Source organism: Mucilaginibacter sp. P4_G9 (assembly GCF_056400985.1).
Window position 1 is genome coordinate 25,610 of sequence record NZ_JBFUKF010000008.1, and the last position, 18,865, is coordinate 44,474.

19 protein-coding genes are annotated in these 18,865 nt (G+C 43.2%); 6 read left to right on the forward strand and 13 right to left on the reverse strand.

What is annotated here, in order from left to right; translation table 11 throughout:
* Positions 1-12: 12 nt before the first annotated feature.
* From AC1DPZ_RS01955 to AC1DPZ_RS01965, 3 genes are read right to left on the reverse strand one after another with little or no spacing between them, the layout of a single operon-like run.
* Positions 13-816, reverse strand: a complete 804-nt coding sequence (locus AC1DPZ_RS01955) for a phosphatidate cytidylyltransferase (protein ID WP_477400867.1) — start codon at positions 814-816, stop codon at positions 13-15.
* Entirely contained in the window at positions 813-1,025 is a 213-nt protein-coding gene (locus tag AC1DPZ_RS01960) for a putative signal transducing protein (RefSeq protein WP_477400869.1), read from the reverse strand. Before AC1DPZ_RS01960 ends, AC1DPZ_RS01955 begins: the two co-directional genes overlap by 4 nt.
* Positions 1,025-1,972: a lysostaphin resistance A-like protein gene (locus AC1DPZ_RS01965; protein WP_477400870.1), complete on the reverse strand. Its 948-nt coding sequence runs from the start codon at positions 1,970-1,972 to the stop codon at positions 1,025-1,027. The genes AC1DPZ_RS01960 and AC1DPZ_RS01965 overlap by 1 nt, the downstream gene beginning before the upstream one ends.
* 40 nt (positions 1,973-2,012) lie before the next feature.
* On the opposite strand from AC1DPZ_RS01965, the gene dusB reads away from it, so the two are divergent.
* From dusB to AC1DPZ_RS01980, 3 genes are all read left to right on the forward strand, one after another.
* On the forward strand, positions 2,013-3,005 hold the full coding sequence (dusB, locus tag AC1DPZ_RS01970; protein ID WP_477400894.1) for a tRNA dihydrouridine synthase DusB: 993 nt from the start codon (positions 2,013-2,015) through the stop codon (positions 3,003-3,005).
* Positions 3,006-3,052: 47 nt separating this feature from the next.
* Positions 3,053-3,439 carry a Co2+/Mg2+ efflux protein ApaG gene (apaG, locus tag AC1DPZ_RS01975; RefSeq protein WP_477400872.1) on the forward strand — a complete coding sequence of 129 codons (387 nt, stop codon included), beginning with the start codon at positions 3,053-3,055 and terminating at the stop codon, positions 3,437-3,439.
* Positions 3,440-3,711: 272 nt separating this feature from the next.
* Positions 3,712-4,086, forward strand: a complete 375-nt coding sequence (locus tag AC1DPZ_RS01980; protein ID WP_477400873.1) for a DUF6249 domain-containing protein — start codon at positions 3,712-3,714, stop codon at positions 4,084-4,086.
* Positions 4,087-4,191: 105 nt separating this feature from the next.
* Here the strand turns inward: AC1DPZ_RS01980 and AC1DPZ_RS01985 are convergent, their stop codons facing one another.
* Positions 4,192-4,707 (reverse strand): DinB family protein, encoded by a 516-nt coding sequence (locus tag AC1DPZ_RS01985; RefSeq protein WP_477400874.1) that lies wholly within the window; start codon positions 4,705-4,707, stop codon positions 4,192-4,194.
* Positions 4,685-5,896, reverse strand: a complete 1,212-nt coding sequence (locus AC1DPZ_RS01990) for a sensor histidine kinase (RefSeq protein WP_477400876.1) — start codon at positions 5,894-5,896, stop codon at positions 4,685-4,687. Before AC1DPZ_RS01990 ends, AC1DPZ_RS01985 begins: the two co-directional genes overlap by 23 nt.
* Positions 5,897-6,550: 654 nt before the next feature.
* On the opposite strand from AC1DPZ_RS01990, the gene gltX reads away from it, so the two are divergent.
* Both gltX and AC1DPZ_RS02000 read left to right on the forward strand, forming a co-directional pair.
* Positions 6,551-8,071, forward strand: coding sequence for a glutamate--tRNA ligase (gltX, locus tag AC1DPZ_RS01995; protein ID WP_477400878.1), 1,521 nt, complete (start codon positions 6,551-6,553; stop codon positions 8,069-8,071).
* 354 nt (positions 8,072-8,425) lie between these two features.
* Positions 8,426-8,788, forward strand: a complete 363-nt coding sequence (locus tag AC1DPZ_RS02000; protein ID WP_477400879.1) for a TM2 domain-containing protein — start codon at positions 8,426-8,428, stop codon at positions 8,786-8,788.
* Between the two features lie 179 nt (positions 8,789-8,967).
* Here AC1DPZ_RS02000 and AC1DPZ_RS02005 read toward each other — a convergent pair whose 3' ends face one another.
* The 5 genes from AC1DPZ_RS02005 to AC1DPZ_RS02025 form a co-directional block, all read right to left on the reverse strand.
* Positions 8,968-10,620, reverse strand: coding sequence for a M28 family metallopeptidase (locus AC1DPZ_RS02005; protein WP_477400880.1), 1,653 nt, complete (start codon positions 10,618-10,620; stop codon positions 8,968-8,970).
* Positions 10,621-10,676: 56 nt separating this feature from the next.
* Positions 10,677-12,089 (reverse strand): glycosyl hydrolase 53 family protein, encoded by a 1,413-nt coding sequence (locus tag AC1DPZ_RS02010; RefSeq protein WP_477400882.1) that lies wholly within the window; start codon positions 12,087-12,089, stop codon positions 10,677-10,679.
* A gap of 130 nt (positions 12,090-12,219) precedes the next feature.
* Positions 12,220-13,575 carry an APC family permease gene (locus AC1DPZ_RS02015; RefSeq protein ID WP_477400884.1) on the reverse strand — a complete coding sequence of 452 codons (1,356 nt, stop codon included), beginning with the start codon at positions 13,573-13,575 and terminating at the stop codon, positions 12,220-12,222.
* 126 nt (positions 13,576-13,701) lie between these two features.
* On the reverse strand, positions 13,702-14,229 hold the full coding sequence (gene rimM / locus AC1DPZ_RS02020) for a ribosome maturation factor RimM (protein WP_477400885.1): 528 nt from the start codon (positions 14,227-14,229) through the stop codon (positions 13,702-13,704).
* A 79-nt stretch (positions 14,230-14,308) separates the two neighbouring features.
* Positions 14,309-14,836 (reverse strand): 30S ribosomal protein S16, encoded by a 528-nt coding sequence (locus AC1DPZ_RS02025; protein WP_477400886.1) that lies wholly within the window; start codon positions 14,834-14,836, stop codon positions 14,309-14,311.
* A 145-nt stretch (positions 14,837-14,981) separates the two neighbouring features.
* Between AC1DPZ_RS02025 and AC1DPZ_RS02030 the strand changes: the two genes are divergently transcribed.
* Positions 14,982-15,524 carry a 5' nucleotidase, NT5C type gene (locus AC1DPZ_RS02030; protein WP_477400887.1) on the forward strand — a complete coding sequence of 181 codons (543 nt, stop codon included), beginning with the start codon at positions 14,982-14,984 and terminating at the stop codon, positions 15,522-15,524.
* 128 nt (positions 15,525-15,652) lie between these two features.
* On the opposite strand, the gene pfkA is transcribed toward AC1DPZ_RS02030, so the two are convergent.
* The 3 genes from pfkA to AC1DPZ_RS02045 all read right to left on the reverse strand — a co-directional run.
* Entirely contained in the window at positions 15,653-16,630 is a 978-nt protein-coding gene (pfkA, locus tag AC1DPZ_RS02035; RefSeq protein ID WP_477400889.1) for a 6-phosphofructokinase, read from the reverse strand.
* 150 nt (positions 16,631-16,780) lie between these two features.
* On the reverse strand, positions 16,781-18,514 hold the full coding sequence (locus AC1DPZ_RS02040; RefSeq protein WP_477400891.1) for a protein-disulfide reductase DsbD family protein: 1,734 nt from the start codon (positions 18,512-18,514) through the stop codon (positions 16,781-16,783).
* 18 nt (positions 18,515-18,532) lie between these two features.
* Positions 18,533-18,865, reverse strand: a 333-nt coding sequence (locus AC1DPZ_RS02045) for a protein-disulfide reductase DsbD domain-containing protein (RefSeq protein ID WP_477400893.1), incomplete at its 5' end; no start/stop codon positions are given.

The window sequence follows — 18,865 nt, forward strand, 5'->3', positions numbered from 1 at the left end:
TTTATTACAAAGCTACAAATTTGAAATGAAGTACAGGTATGCATAAACAATAGGTGCAGCCATTAATAAGCCGTCGAACCTATCTAACAGGCCGCCATGGCCAGGTAATATGCCCCCGCTGTCCTTTACATTAATGCTGCGTTTGAACATAGATTCTACCAGGTCGCCCATAGTACCAAAGCAGGAAATAAGGACAGATATAGTTACCCACTGTTTCCAGGTAAGCTCAACATAAAAACGACTCAATATCAGTGCGGCTACAGCGCTGATGATGATACCGCCAATTAAGCCCTCGTATGTTTTCTTGGGCGAATGCCGCTCAAATAGCTTTGTTTTACCCATTTTGCTTCCTACTAAATAGGCCCCGGTATCGTTGCTCCACAAAATGATCAAAAATGCCAATGGAATGTGGAAGTTAAAAGCGCCATTAATAAAGGCCAGGGCATGAAAAAAAATGAAGGGTACAACCGCAAACATTATCCCTAAAAAAGTAAAGGCAATATTACTGAATGGGGCCTGGGTTTTTTTATAAAGCTCCTGTATATAAATGGCACTAAAACTTACTGGTAAAAAGAAAATAAAACGCCACGCAGGGAAATAACAATTGGCCGCAATGAAAGCAAAAAGCAATGCTCCGTTGACGATGCCGCTTTCGCGGCTGGCTTTTATACCTCCCTCTTTTATCAGTTTATAAAACTCAAACAGGCAAAATGATGCAAGCGATAAGTAAAACACACTAAAAACATACGCCCCGAGTAAATTGGAGGCAATCATCACGATGATAAAAAAGAAGCCGGTAATGGCGCGTAATCTCATAAATTAATTTGGTTGAGGATCATGATCTCAATGGCGTTGCTAAAATCCTCCTGGTGAATATAAACTTCAATGTCGCCAAAGGCGCGATGCGAAGAGTCTTGTTTGTTTAATAAAACAGTGTCAATTTGGTGCCCGGTAAGCACTTGCTTAACAATCTCTGATTGATAAAAATTGGATGAACTAAATATTTTGATCCAGTTTTTTTCCATCAATTACTTAACTCCGGTTTTTTGCTCATTGCGATATTCCTGTATATAAAAAGCAAAAATAAAACAATTATTAAGCTAAAAGCATACACCGGATAATTAAATACATGTTGATCATCGGGATCCAGTGTAATAGTTTTACGCTGATATAAGTAGGTAATAACCACGGCCGAGCCATTATTTAAAAAGTGACCCCAAACACCCGTCCAGATGCTGCCGCTATAGGCAACAAAATAGCCAAAAAGGGCGCCCAGGAATACCCGGGGTAAAAAGGTAAAAAACTCCATATGAAAAGCGCTAAACAGGATTGCTGTTATCCAGATAGCAGTATGTTTGTTTTTGGTCCACTGAACAAAAATAGTTTGAATTACGCCCCTGAATAAAAACTCTTCGGCAATGGCCGTTAACAGGCCAACCACAAGCACAGCCCAAAGCATGGCCCAGATAGTTTTCATTTTTAGCATAGCCTCCGTTGCTTTTTGTGCCGATAGCTCCATTGCGCGCATCTTATCCTCAAGCTCTTTAAGCGCCGCCGGCAATGTTAGCTTTTGATTGATATTGCTAAGCATTTCCATAACGGGCGATGAAAACAGCATGACAGTGAATATCAGCAATAAAAAAACGGGCAGAAACCTAAAGGTAGGCTTTAAATAGGTTGATGTATCTGATACGATAAACCGGGCAAAAAGCACAGGCGCAACAAACAGCGGCAGCGTGGTGCTAACTATCTGCAATATCCATAATGTGGTGCCAACATGCGGGTTTTGAGTATCGAAACTGAATGTATCTGCAAGGGTTTTAAATCCGAATATTGCCAGTATAATTCCCGCTGCAATAAATGAAAAAATAATTACTAAGCCAATGGTTATCCCAACAATAGCTAAAAACTGTACAAATATTGCCGGCTGGTTTGTCTGTGGTATGTAGTCCTTTATGGGTTCTTTTATCATTTGGGGTAAAATGCTTATTTTTGCAACGCTAAAGATAAGCATGTCTGTACAAATAGGAAATATTGATTTAGGAGAGTTCCCGCTGTTGCTGGCGCCGATGGAAGACGTGAGCGATCCGCCATTCCGTTATGTGTGCAAGCAAAACGGTGCGGATATGATGTACACCGAATTTATCTCATCAGAAGGATTAATCCGCGATGCTGCCAAAAGCCGCGCAAAGCTGGATATATTTGAGTACGAGCGCCCTATCGGCATCCAGATCTTTGGCAGTGATATCGACCACATGCGCGAAGCCACGGAAATAGCCTCGCTGGCCGGCCCCGATCTGATGGATATCAATTATGGCTGTCCTGTAAAACAGGTGGCCTGCCGCGGTGCCGGTGCCAGTTTATTACAGGATATTGATAAAATGGTGGCCATGACCAGGGCCGTTGTTGAAGCAACACACCTGCCTGTAACCGTGAAAACGCGTCTTGGCTGGGATGATAATACCAAAAACGTATATGAAGTGGCCGAGCGCCTGCAGGATGTGGGTATTAAAGCCCTTACCATACATGGCCGCACCCGCGCACAGATGTACAAAGGCGTTGCAGATTGGTCGTTGATTCGCGATATTAAAAAAAACCCGCGGATAAAAATCCCCATTTTCGGCAACGGAGACATCGATTCACCAGAAAAAGCCGCGAATTGGAAAATGGAATTTGACGTGGATGGCATGATGATAGGCCGTGCGGCAATTGGTTACCCATGGATATTTAGGGAGATAAAGCATTTTTTTAAAACCGGGGAGCACTTAGAAAAGCCAACCATTACCGAGCGTATTGCAGCGTGCTCAACGCATTTGCAAAAATCTATAGAGTGGAAAGGGCCTAAAACCGGAATTTTTGAAATGCGCAGGCATTATTCTAACTATTTTAAAGGTGTGGATCACTTTAAAGAGTTTCGGATGAGGCTGGTAACTGCAGGTACTTTAGACGAAGTACAACAGATACTTGCCGAAATAGATGAAAAATATGCCATTGAAATGGCGTAATATTTGCTCTCTTTCATTATATTTGAAGTAATAAGAGACTGATGCAAATGGTTACCACTATAACAGAAGGCGTTAAGGTTTCTATAGAGACCATATACCAACCCGAATATTCTAATCCGGCTAATGATCATTTTATGTTTGCCTACAAGGTAAATATCGAGAACATGAGCAACTACGCGATACAATTAATTGGCCGCCATTGGTATATTTTTGACTCAAACGGAGCCAAGCGCGAAGTTGAAGGTGAAGGCGTGGTTGGTCAGCAACCAGTTATAGAACCAGGACATGCGCACGAATATGTATCTGGCTGTAATCTTAAAACCGATATGGGCAGCATGAAAGGTGAATACCAGATGATACGACTGCTTGATAATGCAAGCTTTAATGTACAGATCCCCGAATTTTATTTGATTGCACCTTATAGGATGAATTAAACCCTGCCCCATTCAAGGGGAAGGAATAAAAATATAGAAAGCCCGGATGAGAAATTGTCCGGGCTTTTTTTTGTCAAAATTTTGGATAGCCGTAGGGGGGCAGATAGCTCAGGACCAGCTACTACCATTCATTTACAAAACCGAACACTTATTTTCAATTATTTTTATGCGGGCCTGTAACCTGCTTCAAATCCATGTTGTCATAACTTACAAATACACCAGTTATGGTGGTTAAAAAACGAAATTTATTAACTTATTAAAATTAAAATAAAATGGACACCGGGAATTTAGGAATATTAGCAGGCATCGTTATATCATTAGGCTTTTTCGCCATGATCTTTGCCGTTGTTTACTTATATAAACGCGAAAGAATGGCAATGATTGAAAGAGGTATGGACCCCCGCAGTTACAAGCCACAATCAGCACCCTATCAAAACTTAAAATGGGGATTGCTGCTTATTGGTTCAGGTATTGGGTTGTTCCTTGCATTTATATTGGATCATTCGGTATTTCAAAACATGGATGACGATGTATTCTTCCTTTACTTATCGCTTATAGCCATCTTTGGCGGTGCTGGCTTGTTCCTGTCATATAAGATCGAAAAAAAGGAAGTATTGGATAGGGAAGAAGTGAGTATACAGAAGTAAGAGCGATCGCAGTTAAAATAAAACGCCTTCATTAATTAATGAGGGCGTTTTATTTTAGCGGAACTCATGCCGAAATCAGTTTCGGCATGATGGTTTTTGGAAACTCTACCCAATGTTATACCGCTCCCTAAAAATATTCAAATGGTGCAGTTCGTGCCCAGCCAGCATGTAAACAAATGCCCTTACCGTAAACCGGCTATTGCTTGCAATACCATCGCGTAATAGCTGATCATTGCTAAAGCCTTTGATCATGTATATGTTCGATAAGCGGGAGGCTTTAAATTCCCCGGCCAGATCCTTAATGCTAATTCCGCTTACATCGGTATTAGCAACATAAACATCCTGGTCAAACCCAGGCAGTTCAATATGGTTACGCGAAAATACCATGGCCCGGTAGGCAAAGGTTCTCTCGGTGTCTATCATATGGGCGAGAGCCTGTTTAACGGTCCACTTGCCGGGTGCATAGGCAAAATTTGCCTGTTCGGGAGTAATGTTGCTAAACAGTTGATAACTTGATGCCATTAGTTGCTCCAATAAGTCAATTACATTTTCATTGGGTACAAGGCCAACATAGCCTGCCGCAAATGGCGAATATTCATCAGGATTGGGTCTGCTTATCATTGCGTGTGTTTTTTAATACTATTCTAAAAGTTGTCCCTTTGCCCACTTCCGAATCTTTTACAAATATCTGCCCGTTGTGGTAGTTCTCTATCATCCGTTTGGTTAAGGATAAACCTAAACCCCAACCGCGTTTGCGGGTGGTGYATCCCGGCTGAAAAACGGTATCGAATTTAGAACGCGGGATGCCTTTACCCGTATCGGTTACATCAATATATACCTGGTTTTTTATTTTATTACCAGTAATCTCAACCTTTATACTGCCTTTACCGTCAATGGCATTAACGGCGTTTTTAAGCAGGTTTTCTATTACCCAATCAAACAACGGAACATTCAGGCCCGCGTTAAGGTGAGGGTTTCCACTCATTTCAAAACTTATATTTTTACTTACGCGCACCCTAAAGTAATCAACAAAATCTTTTACTACTTCATAAACGCCGTGCTCTTCCAATACTGGTTTTGATCCGATTTTTGAGAAACGATCAGCCACAATTTCCAGCCGTTTTACGTCGTTTTCCATTTCGGCCACCAGTACATCATCTTCGGCGTTGAATTTTTCTTTCATCAGTTCTATCCATGCCATTAGCGATGATATTGGCGTGCCCAGCTGGTGCGCGGTTTCTTTGGCCAAACCAACCCAAACCTGGTCCTGCTCAGATTTGCGGGCGGAGCTGAAGGCAGTATAAGCCATCAGCAAAAATATAGCGATTACCGTTAACTGGATGTATGGAAAAAGGCGAAGTTGCTGCAAAAGGGGCGAATCTTTATAATAAACCAGGGTCTCCTCGCCCAAAATCTGGGTTCTTATTGGTGCATGCTGTTTTTTCATGTACTCCAACTCTTCCTTAAAATACTCCGGGTCGTATTTTTTCTTACTATCTGCTGATGGAAGGTCAATAAAGGTTTTTGTAGTATCCAATCCGCGCGATAAGCGAATATCGCCTTTGCCATCAGTAACAATGGCCGGTACAATTAAGCTATCGCGCACGGCTATGGTATATTGCAAAAAGTCGTTATCGTCGGAGTTTAGGATCTGCCTCATGCTCATAGCCCAAACCTGTGCCCGCGTGCGTTCAGACCGGGCGATGTTTTTAACCAGGTACCGGGTATAAATTAAAGATCCGCTGGCTATTACAATCGCAAACGCGAGCAGTAAGTACTTCCACCGTTTTTTTCGCTGATATGGGTTCATGCTGGCCAAGGCTCAAATAACGTGATTTTTATTTAAATGTGGAGATTTCATAGATGCGGATTTCATAGGTGCGAATTTTTAAAATAATAAAGCTGAAATTATTATTTTCAAATCATCTGCACATCTGTCAGCAATCGCTTTTAAATTATTTAAAGGGTCAAACGCCAGAAAAAGCTATTAAATGAAACTGTTTGGCACCGAATATTGGCAAATAGCGATGGGTTTGAAACCTTGGGTGTTCTGAAGAAATAAAAAGGACAGGTGAATGCGTGATCCCTTAATTGGAAACGAGGAAAGTTTCGGTTAAATAGGGGAATCACCTGGTTTGCAACCTAAAAGGTTTGCCTTTTGATAGCCGCTCTTTTTAGTCTGCTGTTGCGGTTTTGTTGCGGTTTTGATTTTATGACAATTAGTAATGTGTTGATTGTTAGGTAGATGTTATTTTTTACTGTTTCGCCTGTTGCGAACGCAACAGTTTTGGATATATAAAAATGGATCCACACAGTAGTCCTCGGAAAAAATCATTCGGACACCCCAGGTTTCAATCCCATCGCCATGGTGAAAGTTTTAATTTAATTTTAAAAGCGATTACTTCCCTGGCACATCTGTAATTTGAAATCTGCACATCTAAAATAAACTTATCTTTGCGCCATCATGACCGATAAAAAAGTAAGAGTTCGTTTTGCACCGAGCCCGACAGGTGGCTTGCACCTGGGAGGGGTACGCACCGTGTTGTTTAACTATTTATTCGCCAAAAAACACCATGGCGATTTTGTTTTGAGGATTGAGGATACCGACCAAACCCGCTACGTAGAGGGCGCCGAACAATATATTTTAGATTGCCTTAAATGGTGTGGCTTACACCCGGACGAAAGCCCGGTTGCCGGCGGCCCATTTGCGCCCTATCGCCAAAGCGAACGTAAGGCTATTTACCGTGAGTATGCGGAGCGCCTGGTAATGCAGGGACATGCTTATTATGCATTTGATACTGCCGAGGAACTAGATAAGAACCGTAAAGAGATTCCTAACTTTCAATACGGGCTGGTTTATCGCGAAACTTTGCGTAACTCTATTTCACTGCCACAACATGAGGTTGATGCTTTGTTGGATGCTCACACGCCCCATGTAATTCGCATAAAAATGCCTGCTGATGAAACAGTAAGCTTTAATGATATGATACGCGGGCACGTAAGTTTTGAAACTAACCAGGTTGACGATAAGGTTTTACTAAAGGCCGACGGAATGCCGACGTATCATTTGGCAGTTGTGGTTGATGATTACCTGATGAAAATTTCGCATGCTTTCCGGGGTGAAGAATGGCTGCCATCTGCGCCGGTTCACCTACTTCTTTGGGAATACCTTGGCTGGAAAGCCGACATGCCGCAATGGGCACATTTACCGTTGATATTAAAACCCGATGGGCACGGCAAGCTAAGCAAGCGCGATGGTGCACGCCTGGGTTTCCCGGTATATGCCATGAGTTGGTTTGATGCCAAAACAGGAGAGCTTACCCCTGGTTTCCGCGAGCTGGGCTTCTTGCCGGAAGCATTTTTAAATTTACTGGCGACACTGGGCTGGAATGATGGTACCGACCAGGAGATATTTACCCTTGATGAATTGATAGAAAAATTCTCGATAGATCGGGTTAGCAAGGCCGGTGCGAAATTTGATTTTGAAAAAGCTAAGTGGTTTAATGCCGAGTGGATAAAACGCTCGGAAGTTGGCAGTTTGAAGTTGGCAGTTTGCAAGATTTTGGCAGATAAAGGGATTGTTGTTGCCGCTGATGAAAAACTGGAAACGGTTATCAACCTGGTAAAAGACCGCTGTGTGTTGCTGCCGGATTTTTATCTGCAGGCGGGCTACTTTTTTGAGCAGCCTAAGGAATATGACCTAAATGCTGTAAAACCAAAATGGACAGATGCTAAAACGGATTTCTTTAGGGTATTAACGGACCTGTTAAGCGCCGATGGCGATATCGAAGCCCATGATCTGGAAACTAAATTTAAAGCCCTTGCCGAAGAAAAGGCGTTAAAGGTAGGTGATGTGATGTTGCCTTTCCGTATTATGCTGGTTGGTGGCAAGTTTGGTCCGCATGTGTTTGATATAGCCGCTTTGTTGGGCAAAGAGGAAACTATTAGCAGGATAGGAAAGGCCGCAATTGCTTTTACTTCTTAATACAAATTGCCATCCTTGATTTTGTAAACACTTAGGAATAACCGCCTTGTCTTATTATCCACTGAAATAATGAGATAAGGCGCTTATTTAACCTGTTTAGCGCAGTTCCAATGTTCCTTCCCGAGCCTCGTCCTTCCGAAGCACATAATTTTGTAGACTCTTTTGGCGTAATTGCCTGGACCTGGCGATGACAATGATTACTGAGCCATTAGCTCCTTCCTCCCGGAAAATTCACCGCCGAAACCCACTATTTCACCGACTTGTTTCCCCTGCTAACCTATAATGTATAGGTGTTTATGGTGTGTCGATATACCTTTATATCATAAAACACACACAAACTTAACCTTTTAGAAAATGGACACTTACCAAAACCCATATATGATGTTCGACGGAATGACTCCCGAAGAACATGCTTTTTTACAACAAGCTACAGCATTCCTGAATGAAAATCAGCAAAGATATTTTATGAGCGTTTACTACGGAAAACGCAGAAACCCGCAGGATCTGATGCTGGCTACCTTATTAGGTTTTGTAGGAGCATCCGGCGTTCAGCGTTTCCTTACAGACCAAATTGGTATGGGCTTGCTATTCTTTTTCACAGCCGGCTTTTGCTTTATCGGTACCATTGTCGACCTGATCAATTATAAGAGCATGGCCAACGAATACAACCAAAAAATGGCTTTCGAAAGCTTCAACATCGCTAAAATGAGCAACTAAGTTTGTCCCTCGGGGCATTAGTTTCACTATATATACATCAAAAAAATCCACCTTCTGTTACGGGGTGGATTTTTTAGTTTTATAAAAATTGGCTGTCATGGTGAACCTGTCGAACCATGGTAGGTAAGGCTTCTGCACACGAGTCTCAGGCTTTTAAAGATTCTTTTATATCTTATTCTCTATTTCCCCATTGCCTTATCCCTAACCGCCTTAAACTCCGATCCTGGCTTCCAGCCGGGGAAGGAGGTTTCGTTACTTAGTTTTGTGCCCACCCGGAAAAGAATATCGGCTACCTGGGCCATGCCCGTAGCGTCCATATCGCTGCTGTAGTTATCGGCTGCCTGGTGATAACGCTGGTCAACATATTCCTTTTGTTTATCGGCACCATAGGTTGCTCCCTGGGTTTTGCTGATGCTGCCGTTATTAATATCCAATGCAGGCACACCAAGTTTTGCAAAGTTAAAATGGTCTGAGCGGTAATAACTTCCGGAGCCCGGTGTACGGTCGCCCACTATGGTTAGGCCATCCCGTTTCGCAAAATCGGCCACATAATTTTCCAGGTCGTTTTGGCCTTTGCCGGTAATGGCAATGTCTTTGGTTTCGCCATAGCTGCCAAGGGCATCCATATTCAGGTCGGCAACGGTTTTATTGAGCTGGTAAACCGGGTGGGTTGCATAATATTCCGAACCCAATAAGCCTTGTTCTTCTGCGGTAACCGCAAGGAAAACTATAGAGCGCTGAGGTTTCTCCCTGGCATTTTTAAAGGCTTTGGCTACGCCAACAAGTGCAGCAACACCGCTTGCATTATCAACCGCGCCGTTGTAAATGCTATCGCCCTTGGCATCAGGCTTGCCGATACCAAGGTGGTCCCAGTGGGCTGTATATAATACATACTCATCTGGCCGTGTGTTGCCTTTAATAGTACCTATAACATTACGCGATGTGGAGTATTTTAATTTATTGCTAATAGTTAAAGAGATATCCCTGTTTAGCGGGATGGCCTTAAACCCTTTTTTGCGGGCAACGGCGCGGATGTCGCCGCTTATCCCGGCATCCGCTAATAGTTTTTTGGCGGCATCTTCGGTTATCCAGCCTTCCACCTTGCAGCGCGACATATGTTTGTCTTTTTGCTGCAGGTAAAGCTTGGCACCGGCAAAACTGTTTTGCACCACCTTCCAACCATAGCTGGCCGGTTCTGTTTGATGTACAATAATTACTCCGGCTGCACCCTGGCGGGCGGCTTCCTCATACTTATAGGTCCAGCGACCATAATAGGTCATGGTATCGCCTTTGAAAAAATCCGGGCTGCCCGATTTAAACCCCGGATCATTAACCAGTACAATTACGGTTTTACCTTTTACATCCAGCCCTGCATAATCATTCCAGCCATATTCAGGGGCGACAACGCCGTAACCGGCAAATACCAATGGCGATTTTTTTAGTTCGACCCCACTTACTTCCTGGCGGGTGGAGGTTACAAAATCAGCCCCGGCATGCAGGGGCATCGGGGCCTTGCCGCCGCCAATTTCCATCGTTTCCGATGGCGTACTTGTGATCTCTACCATAGGTACATCCTGGAAATAGCTGCCATTATTGCCTGGCTCTAAACCTGCTTTTTTAAACTCCGATGAGATGTAGGCTATTGCTTTATTTTCACCTTCGGTAAATGGCTTGCGGCCCATTAACGAATCGGCTGCCAATACGGCAATCTGCGCTTTAATTTCATCGGGTGTTATCGCTTTTTCTGTTTCCTGAGTTTTGTTATTTGGGCTGCAACCTGCAAATAAAGCAACGCCTGTTAACAGCAAAAAACAATTATGTTTAATATTCATGTGGATGTGGTTTTTTCAAATGTAAATAAATTGAAGTTTATATTGCAACGGGTGGATTATGGCTTAATGCTGTACTTTTTGGCTATTTTCGGGTAAATATCTATCAACGCATTTGATTTACCGTCGCGGTCAAAGATCTGCTCCCATGTGCTGAGTGGCTCCCATATAAACGCACCTATTCCCTTACCGCCGGGAACGGTGAAGGCGATATCGTTTACCTCTCTTTTTAACTGGGTATACTCGGCCACCATGATCTGCTTGTTGTAACGTTTAGACAGGCCGGCCATATTGGCTTTCAGGTCAGCAGGTGTACCATGCCATTTGGGATAGTACGATAAGCCTATCACATCAAAGGGTAAATTGCGCGCGGTCATGTTATCCATAAAAAAGCGGGATTCGAGGCTTTGCCCACCCAAAGCAATGTGTATCATAATTACTGTTTTAGGGCTAACGGCTTTCACTCCTTTTACTCCCGAGTAGATAAGCTGGGCCAGGCTATCCAGGTTACCAATCTGCCCATCGGGCCATATCATCCCATGGTTTATTTCGTTACCTACCTGTACCATATCGGGTGTGGTGCCCTGGGCTTTTAGCTGCTGCATCACCATAGCTGTATAATCCTGAACTGATTTTTTTAGCGTAGTAAAATCCTGGCCAACCCATGCTGCCGGTTTGTTTTGCTGCTGCGGATCGGCCCAGTAATCGCTGTAATGAAAATCGAGCAATAATTTCATTCCTTCAGCTTTAACCCGCCGGGCCATTTGTTTGGTATGCTCAAGATCGCAAAAGCCCTTGTTGGGCGAGTAGCCTTTTGGCCCCGCGGGGTTATTAAAAATCCGCAGGCGGATATAATTAAAACCTTGTGCTTTTAGTATCCGGATAGCATCGTTTTCAATACCATTATCGCTGAATTTGACACCCCTGGCTTCCAGTTCGGGCAGGAAAGAAATGTCGGCGCCTAATATTTTACCTGTTATCGTTTTGGCTGTGTATTTATCATTGGTAACTTTATGTGGTGTGCCTGGCTGTACTGTATGAATCTCGGTTGAGCCCGTCCATAAACTATCGGATCTTGCTTCGAATTTAATACGACCTGGCGTACGGCCTGCTATCACTTTAACCCAAAGCAGGCCATTTTTTAAATTAGCTTGCGCCGCGGTATCGGCAATTGTAGCTGCTGCATCTTTTTGGTCAATAGTTGTAATGGCGGCAATGCGCGCATCTCCCCGAACTGAAAAACGGATGAGGTTCCCTGCTGTTTTTACTTCATCACCATTGCTGTCAATTACTACCACTTTTATCATGACATCATCGGTGCCATTGGCCAGCATGGTAGTTTTATAAGGGGTGATCTGCACTTCGGCGGGTTGGCCAGCAGGTTTTGGGGCTCTACGGCGTTGTGCTGAGACTGGTGAAACAAAAAGCAGCAAAGCTATTAAGGTAACACAATTGAATAAACATTTTTGCATGAAAATATGATTGGTACACCTAAAGGTAGCGGTTTATTTGCGGGGGAAGGCAGTTGAAAACCACGTGTATGCAACATAACCGAATTTTTACAATGCATATTCTTGACCAAGCAAGGTAGCAGACAGCCTTTTATTTTTTTTCCGATGAATGCGGTCGTGGGAAACTGTTTTTCAAATGTGGCCTGCTAAGTAAAATTATACGCCATGCCACCTCTGCACTTAATAAGGCGGTTATGGCAAAGCCCGCGGCTGTAAGCGCCTTTGGTGTTGATGAAAGCGCACCGCCCAATGCAACGCCATACACTATAAACGGCAATAAAAGAACAAGGCAGAGGCCGGTTATACTTAAGGGAATCCTGAAGGGCCTTTTTTTATCCGGCTCTTTTATCCGTAGCTGTACCAAAGCGATGTACTCTAATGATAAACCGGCTCCATAAACGGTAACATCGATGATTAGCAGATCGGCAAAGGTCCAAAGGATCATGAAGCTTACCACCAATGAACAAATAATGATAGATATATATGGTGTTTTAAATCTTTTGTGCAGTTTGTTAAGGCCGGAGGGTAATAAATTGTCTCCGGCCATTACCTGGGGCACACGAGATACAGATAATAACACAGCCGCATATATTCCCAATGTGCTGGCCATTCCGCCTATTGCAATTACTACCCCCAGCCAATTTCCGGCAATGAGCACGCCCAAGGCCGGGAAGCCATTGTTTGTTAAGGTATCATGGTTAATGCCCGATTGCTGTGTTATCCAGGTGATAAAAAAGTAAACAATTATTACCAAGGCAAAGGCGATAAACATAGATACCAGGTAGGAGCGAACCGGCTTTTCAACCTCCTCGGCATAGGTTGTAATGTTATCCCACCCCAGGCAGTTCCACATTACGGTGTACAAGGCCATACCGAAAGATGGGAATGTGAGGCGCTTTAATGATGGTGCAGGAATTGTTAATGGCCCGGGATGGTGGTGGATTGCCAAAACAATTAAAATTAACACCGGGGCTAAAACAACGGCGCTTAAAAACAGGCTTACTTTTCCAACCGGTACTATACCCAATATATTTAACCCTGCAGATGCCCAGATGATAAGCAGGCAAACCGGCACCTGGTACTGCAGTAAAACCGGATAAAAAAAGGAGGCATATTGTACAAAAAGTACGGGGTATATAGCCAGGTCTACAAAGGTATAAAGCCAGGTCCACCAGCCTTCGTAAAAACCCCAGCGCGTGCCCAGTGCATATTTTACCCATTTATAATAACCGCCTGTTACCGGCATCATGCTGTTAAGCTCCAACACGGTGAATATGGCCGGTACATCCCATAAAAGCGGGGTAAGCAGGAGTATTACCAGTGCGGCGTGGTCGCCGGCATAGCTCAAAAGCGGTTCTAAACCATAGGGCCCGCCGGATACAGTGAAGAAAATAACAGCAACAAGCTGTACGGGCCTTATCTTTCTTAATGCAGCGGGTGATGGCATAAGGTATAAAAATATAATTTAAGTGCTAATTGTCGAAGTTTTGCGTGCTTTATTTAAAATGTGCTGCTCACAAACCTATAATCTACCGGCACTTAGCTCTGATTATCTTAAAATATACCTTTATCCTCAATCTTGTAAATAAACATCCAGCAAGCCCTCCGGCAAATCAATATAGATCTCGCCGGCTTCAATATCAATTCCTTTAATGATTTCCAAATTAAGCGGGAACAGTACTTCTTTGTTTTTGTATTGAATAGTAGCAATTAGCTGTTGTGGGTATTCGTGTACCTGGGTTATCTCGCCCAGCTCACCATGCGTTTCATCAATAGCGATAAAGCCTTCCACATCATTCAGGGTGAATTCAGCTTTTTTCTTTTTAGGTTTTAGTTTGTTGGGCAGGTATATGTCTCTTTTTACCATCAGGGCAGCCTTTTCAATGGTATCCACATCCTCCAAAAACAAATAGGCATTGCTTTTTTGCAGGTATTTAATGGATTGCACAAAATAAGGGATCATTTTGCCAGCCATGTCAATAAAAACGGCGTCGAATTTAAGAGCATCAAGGCCATCGAAATCTACATAGATTTGCATTTCGCCTTTTAAGCCCTTGGTTTTTAAGATACTGCCAACCCTGAAACAATCTTCGGTCTTCATAAAAAATCGTTATTAAACAATAATGGCGAAGAACCTATTGTGAGGTTGCTTCGCCATTATGTAAATTTTAATCAAAAAATTATTCTGCGCTTTCAGCATCAGCAGCCGGAGCTTCTTCGTCAGCTGTGGCTTCAACTTCTTCGGCAACAGGAGCGTTTTTAGCAGCAATTGCAGCAGCTTTTTCTTCCTTCTTTTTAGCCTCAGCAGCCAAAGCAGCTTTACGTGCTTCGTCTTTTGCAGATACCAGGCTGGTTTTTTTGCCGGTGATCTTTCCTTCTTTCAAATCAGTCCACTCAGCAAATTTTGCTGCGGCTTGTTCTTCGGTTAAAGCACCTTTTTTAACACCACCTTCTAAGTGTTTTTTGTACAGCACACCTTTGTATGAAAGGATAGCACGACAAGTATCGGTAGGCTGGGCACCTGTGTTAACCCACTCTAAAGTTTTGTCGAAATTAATGTCGATAGTTGCAGGATTGGTGTTTGGGTTGTATGAACCTAAACGCTCAATAAAACGACCGTCGCGTGGAGCGCGGGCATCTGCTACTACGATGTAGTAAAAAGGCTTTCCTTTTTTACCGTGTCTTTGCAGTCTGATCTTAGTTGCCATTTCTTTATTTTATGTATTCAACATGTCCCCGGAGTTCTTTCTGCGGGGATGCAAAGGTATAAATTATTCTTAACAATTTAAAGGCCTTGCAATTAATTATTTATTGGTTGCCATTTCAATAAAAAAAATTGCAATTTGAGCCACCATGAGCATCAACAGAAAACTACGCATTGCTATTGACATGGATGAGGTATTGGCGGATACTATTGATAAATTTATCGAGGTATATAAAGACCGTCATGAAACGGAAGTATTACTGGCCGATATGCATGGCAAGGAATTTGGCGAAACCCTGCCCCCGCACCTGGTTAGTTCTGTAAGGGAATACGTTAACGAGAGAGGCTTTTTCCGTGATCTGAAAGTGATGCCGGGGAGCCAGGAAGTGGTAAAGGCCCTTATGGAAAAATACGATGTATATATAGCCTCGGCAGCCATGGAATTTAAATACTCGCTGGAGGATAAGCAGGAGTGGCTGGAGGAGCATTTCCCTTTTATATCCTGGACTAATATCATCTTTTGCGGCCACAAAATACTGGATGTGGATATTATGATAGACGACCGGATAAAAAACTTTGTGACTTTTAAAGGCCGTAAACTGCTGTTTACCTCACCGCATAACTTATTGATAGATGGTTATGAAAGGGTTAATAGCTGGCAGGAAGTAGCAGAAAAGCTATTAAACACATAGTTCAATAGCCTGTAAAAGTGTTGTCTACTATGAAACGGATCACTTCATCTGAAGGGAGATGGCATAGCGATTAGGGACTTACGAAGTTTAATTACTTCGTAAGTCTGATATTGTAAAGATTGCGCCAATTACATTGACAAGATCTCTACAAGTTTTAACAGGTTGGGATTGATCTCGACATGGTGTTTAATGGCGTGTTCGAAAGGTGTATAGGCAATTTCGTTGTGAATGATGCCTATCATTTCGTTACGGTGGCCATCTCTTAATGCTTCAACGGCAGCGGCGCCAACGCGACTTGCCAGCACCCTATCCATACAACTTGGTGCACCACCGCGCTGTATATGGCCCAGTATCGAGATGCGGGTATCATAATTAGGGAATCTTTCCTGTACCAGGCGGCCAACTTCAAATGCACCGCCGGCTTCTTCGCCTTCGGCAACTATTACAATTCTTGAGGTTTTGTCTTTACGGCCATTTTCAAGGCGGTTAAATAAGCCTTCCATGCCGCCCTTGCTTTCGGGTATCAAAATGGCTTCGGCACCGGCTGCGATACCTGTACGCAAAGCAATAAGCCCCGAGTCGCGACCCATTACCTCAACAATAAACAACCTGTCATGYGATTCTGCCGTATCGCGGATCTTATCCACGGCCTCAACAACCGTATTAATAGCTGTATCATAGCCGATGGTAAAATCGGTGCCCATTAAATCGTTATCTATAGTGCCGGGCAGGCCAATGATAGGGATGTCATATTCGGCTCCAAATACCTTGGCGCCGGTAAATGTACCATCGCCGCCAATACCAATAAGGGCATCAATATTATGTTTTTTTAGCTGGTCGTACGCCTGTTTACGGCCTTCGGGCGTTCTGAAATTATCACAGCGTGCGGTTTTTAAAATAGTACCGCCGCGTTGTATAATGTTTGATACCGATTTACGGTTCATCGGCAAAAAATCGCCTTTGGTCATTCCTTCATAACCACGACGGATGCCTGTAACATCAATACCATAATATATAGCCGTACGTACAACCGCCCTTATAGCTGCGTTCATTCCCGGGGAGTCTCCACCTGAAGTAAAAAGTCCGATAGTTTTAATCTGCGTCATTTTTTATCCTGATAAGGTTGGCTTAACCCTACCTTAAAAAATTGAATAATAAAAAAATTAAGTATTTTTAAAGCAGCCAGCCCCATCAAATTAAAAACGCGGCAAACTTTTAAAAGTTGCCGCGAATTTACACTTAATTTTTAAACGATGTTACTTTTTGTATGCAGCAATGCCGCTATCTAAAAATTTTATGTAACGATCAATATGGTAATCGGCATTATAATGCGGCAAAACTGTTCCATTTTTATCGGTCATTTCCTTGCCATCGCTATCAAGCATTACATATAACGGCTGCGAATTTGAGTTGAAACGGCTTGCTTCCAATTCGCTCCACTTATCGCCAATGTTAGTTATCTTTTTAAAGCTGTAAGTTGATGTATACTGATCTTTAATATCTAAGGCCGCTTTATCATCCACCACAAGTTGTAAAAGGATAAACTCGTTCTGTAGCTTTTTAAATACCACCGGGTCCGACCATACGTTGGCTTCCATATTGCGGCAATTAACGCAGGCAAAGCCCGTAAAATCAATCAATATTGGTTTGTGCAGCTCTTTTGAAACCTGCAATGCCTGATCGTAATCATACCAGGGCGCCAGGCCTTTTATTGCGAGTGCCGAATAATTTGCCGCGTATTTTCGCTCTTTGCCATCTTGTTTTGCTGTTGTGGCAGCAGCGCCCCCAGGTATCGGCGAAAGATCAAAATCTTGTGTGCCTATTGGTGGTAAAAAGGCACCGATAGATTTGAGCGGAGCGCCCCATAGACCCGGAATCATATAGGCAACGAATGCAAATACAATTATTGATAAAAATAACCTTGGGATTGAGAGATATGGTGCATCGCTATCATGCGAAAATTTAATTTTGCCCAGCAGGTAAAGCCCAATCATTAACCCAATGGCTATCCAAAGGGATAAAAACACTTCCCTGTCAAGCCAATGCCAATGATAGGCCAGGTCAACGTTCGATAAAAATTTTAATGCGAAAGCAAGTTCCAGAAAACCCAAAACTACCTTCACGCTATTTAGCCACCCCCCCGATTTTGGTAAGCTCTTTAAGGCTGATGGGAACAGGGCAAAAATAGTAAATGGAAGAGCTAAGGCCAGGGAAAAGCCAAACATACCCATTGCCGGCCCAAGCCTATCGCCTTTTGACGCGGCATCAACCAGTAAAGTGCCTATGATAGGGCCGGTGCACGAAAATGAAACCACTACCAGGGTTGATGCCATAAAGAAAATGCCGACAAGGCCGCCTTTATCGGCATTTTCATCCAGCTTGTTGGCCAATGAGCTGGGCAGCGTAATCTCAAATGCGCCCAGGAACGAGATCCCGAACACGATGAGCAGCAGGAAGAAGAAAATATTAAAGATACCATTTGTGGCAAGCTCATTTAATGCGCTTGAACCAAATATGATAGAGATCAGCAAGCCCAGTGTTACATATATAATAATGATGGAGATACCGTAAATAAGCGATTGCATAACTGCTTTGCTCCGGCTGCCGCTCTTTTTGGTAAAAAAGCTTACAGTTAATGGCAACAATGGATAAATACAAGGCAAAATAACAGCAGTAAAACCGCCAATAAGGCCTTCTATAAATATCTGCCAAAGCGTTTTGGCTTTCGCGGGTTTGGGCGCGTCATGCTTAACAACGATTTTGGCAGCTGCCGCCTTAGCAGCAGAGTCGGCAGCTTTTTTCCTGATCGCTATACTATCGGCAGCGGTTGGTATATCAGTAAATTGGATACCGCCGGTTGATACAGTTGTATCCTTGCCCCCTTTTTGCGCTGCATAAACCGGCTTTGGCGCGTTTATGCCAAATATGATGAGTAAGGTTACCACAGCAATAGATGTAGGCAACCAGTTGATCTTGCTAAATATTTTCATGGATATACCAGCGAATGTTTATTTGCCTAATGGAATGGTAAAGTCAACATCTTCTGGCGGCAGGCATTTTTTATCGTTACAGGTCATGTAAGTTAGCTTGCCTGTTACATTAGTTGCTGTAGGTGATTTAAGGCTGATCTTTTGCTGAAAAACAACTTCCTTTTCAAAATAAGTAACATTCATGCTGAATGCTTTCTCGAATTTAGATATTGGAGTTGGTTCGGTAGTTTTACCGCTTGTTGCGTAAAGTTTTGATGGCGCAAACTCAAAAGATGTTTTTATAGGGCCGCCGTCACCAACATTAAGCGAATAGATATGCCAGCCGGGTTGGATGGTTGCTTTTAAAAAAAC

Bases quoted from the DNA above. Each gene is read 5' to 3' on its own strand.
- AC1DPZ_RS02005 (WP_477400880.1), bottom strand. From the start codon at position 10,620: ATGAATATTAAACATAATTGTTTTTTGCTGTTAACAGGCGTTGCTTTA.
- AC1DPZ_RS02010 (WP_477400882.1), bottom strand. From the start codon at position 12,089: ATGCAAAAATGTTTATTCAATTGTGTTACCTTAATAGCTTTGCTGCTT.
- AC1DPZ_RS02030 (WP_477400887.1), top strand. From the start codon at position 14,982: ATGAGCATCAACAGAAAACTACGCATTGCTATTGACATGGATGAGGTA.
- AC1DPZ_RS02015 (WP_477400884.1), bottom strand. From the start codon at position 13,575: ATGCCATCACCCGCTGCATTAAGAAAGATAAGGCCCGTACAGCTTGTT.
- gltX (WP_477400878.1), top strand. From the start codon at position 6,551: ATGACCGATAAAAAAGTAAGAGTTCGTTTTGCACCGAGCCCGACAGGT.
- AC1DPZ_RS02025 (WP_477400886.1), bottom strand. From the start codon at position 14,836: ATGGCAACTAAGATCAGACTGCAAAGACACGGTAAAAAAGGAAAGCCT.
- AC1DPZ_RS02000 (WP_477400879.1), top strand. From the start codon at position 8,426: ATGGACACTTACCAAAACCCATATATGATGTTCGACGGAATGACTCCC.
- AC1DPZ_RS01985 (WP_477400874.1), bottom strand. From the start codon at position 4,707: ATGATAAGCAGACCCAATCCTGATGAATATTCGCCATTTGCGGCAGGC.
- AC1DPZ_RS01980 (WP_477400873.1), top strand. From the start codon at position 3,712: ATGGACACCGGGAATTTAGGAATATTAGCAGGCATCGTTATATCATTA.
- AC1DPZ_RS01965 (WP_477400870.1), bottom strand. From the start codon at position 1,972: ATGATAAAAGAACCCATAAAGGACTACATACCACAGACAAACCAGCCG.
- rimM (WP_477400885.1), bottom strand. From the start codon at position 14,229: ATGAAGACCGAAGATTGTTTCAGGGTTGGCAGTATCTTAAAAACCAAG.
- AC1DPZ_RS01955 (WP_477400867.1), bottom strand. From the start codon at position 816: ATGAGATTACGCGCCATTACCGGCTTCTTTTTTATCATCGTGATGATT.
- AC1DPZ_RS01960 (WP_477400869.1), bottom strand. From the start codon at position 1,025: ATGGAAAAAAACTGGATCAAAATATTTAGTTCATCCAATTTTTATCAA.
- AC1DPZ_RS02040 (WP_477400891.1), bottom strand. From the start codon at position 18,514: ATGAAAATATTTAGCAAGATCAACTGGTTGCCTACATCTATTGCTGTG.
- apaG (WP_477400872.1), top strand. From the start codon at position 3,053: ATGGTTACCACTATAACAGAAGGCGTTAAGGTTTCTATAGAGACCATA.
- dusB (WP_477400894.1), top strand. From the start codon at position 2,013: ATGTCTGTACAAATAGGAAATATTGATTTAGGAGAGTTCCCGCTGTTG.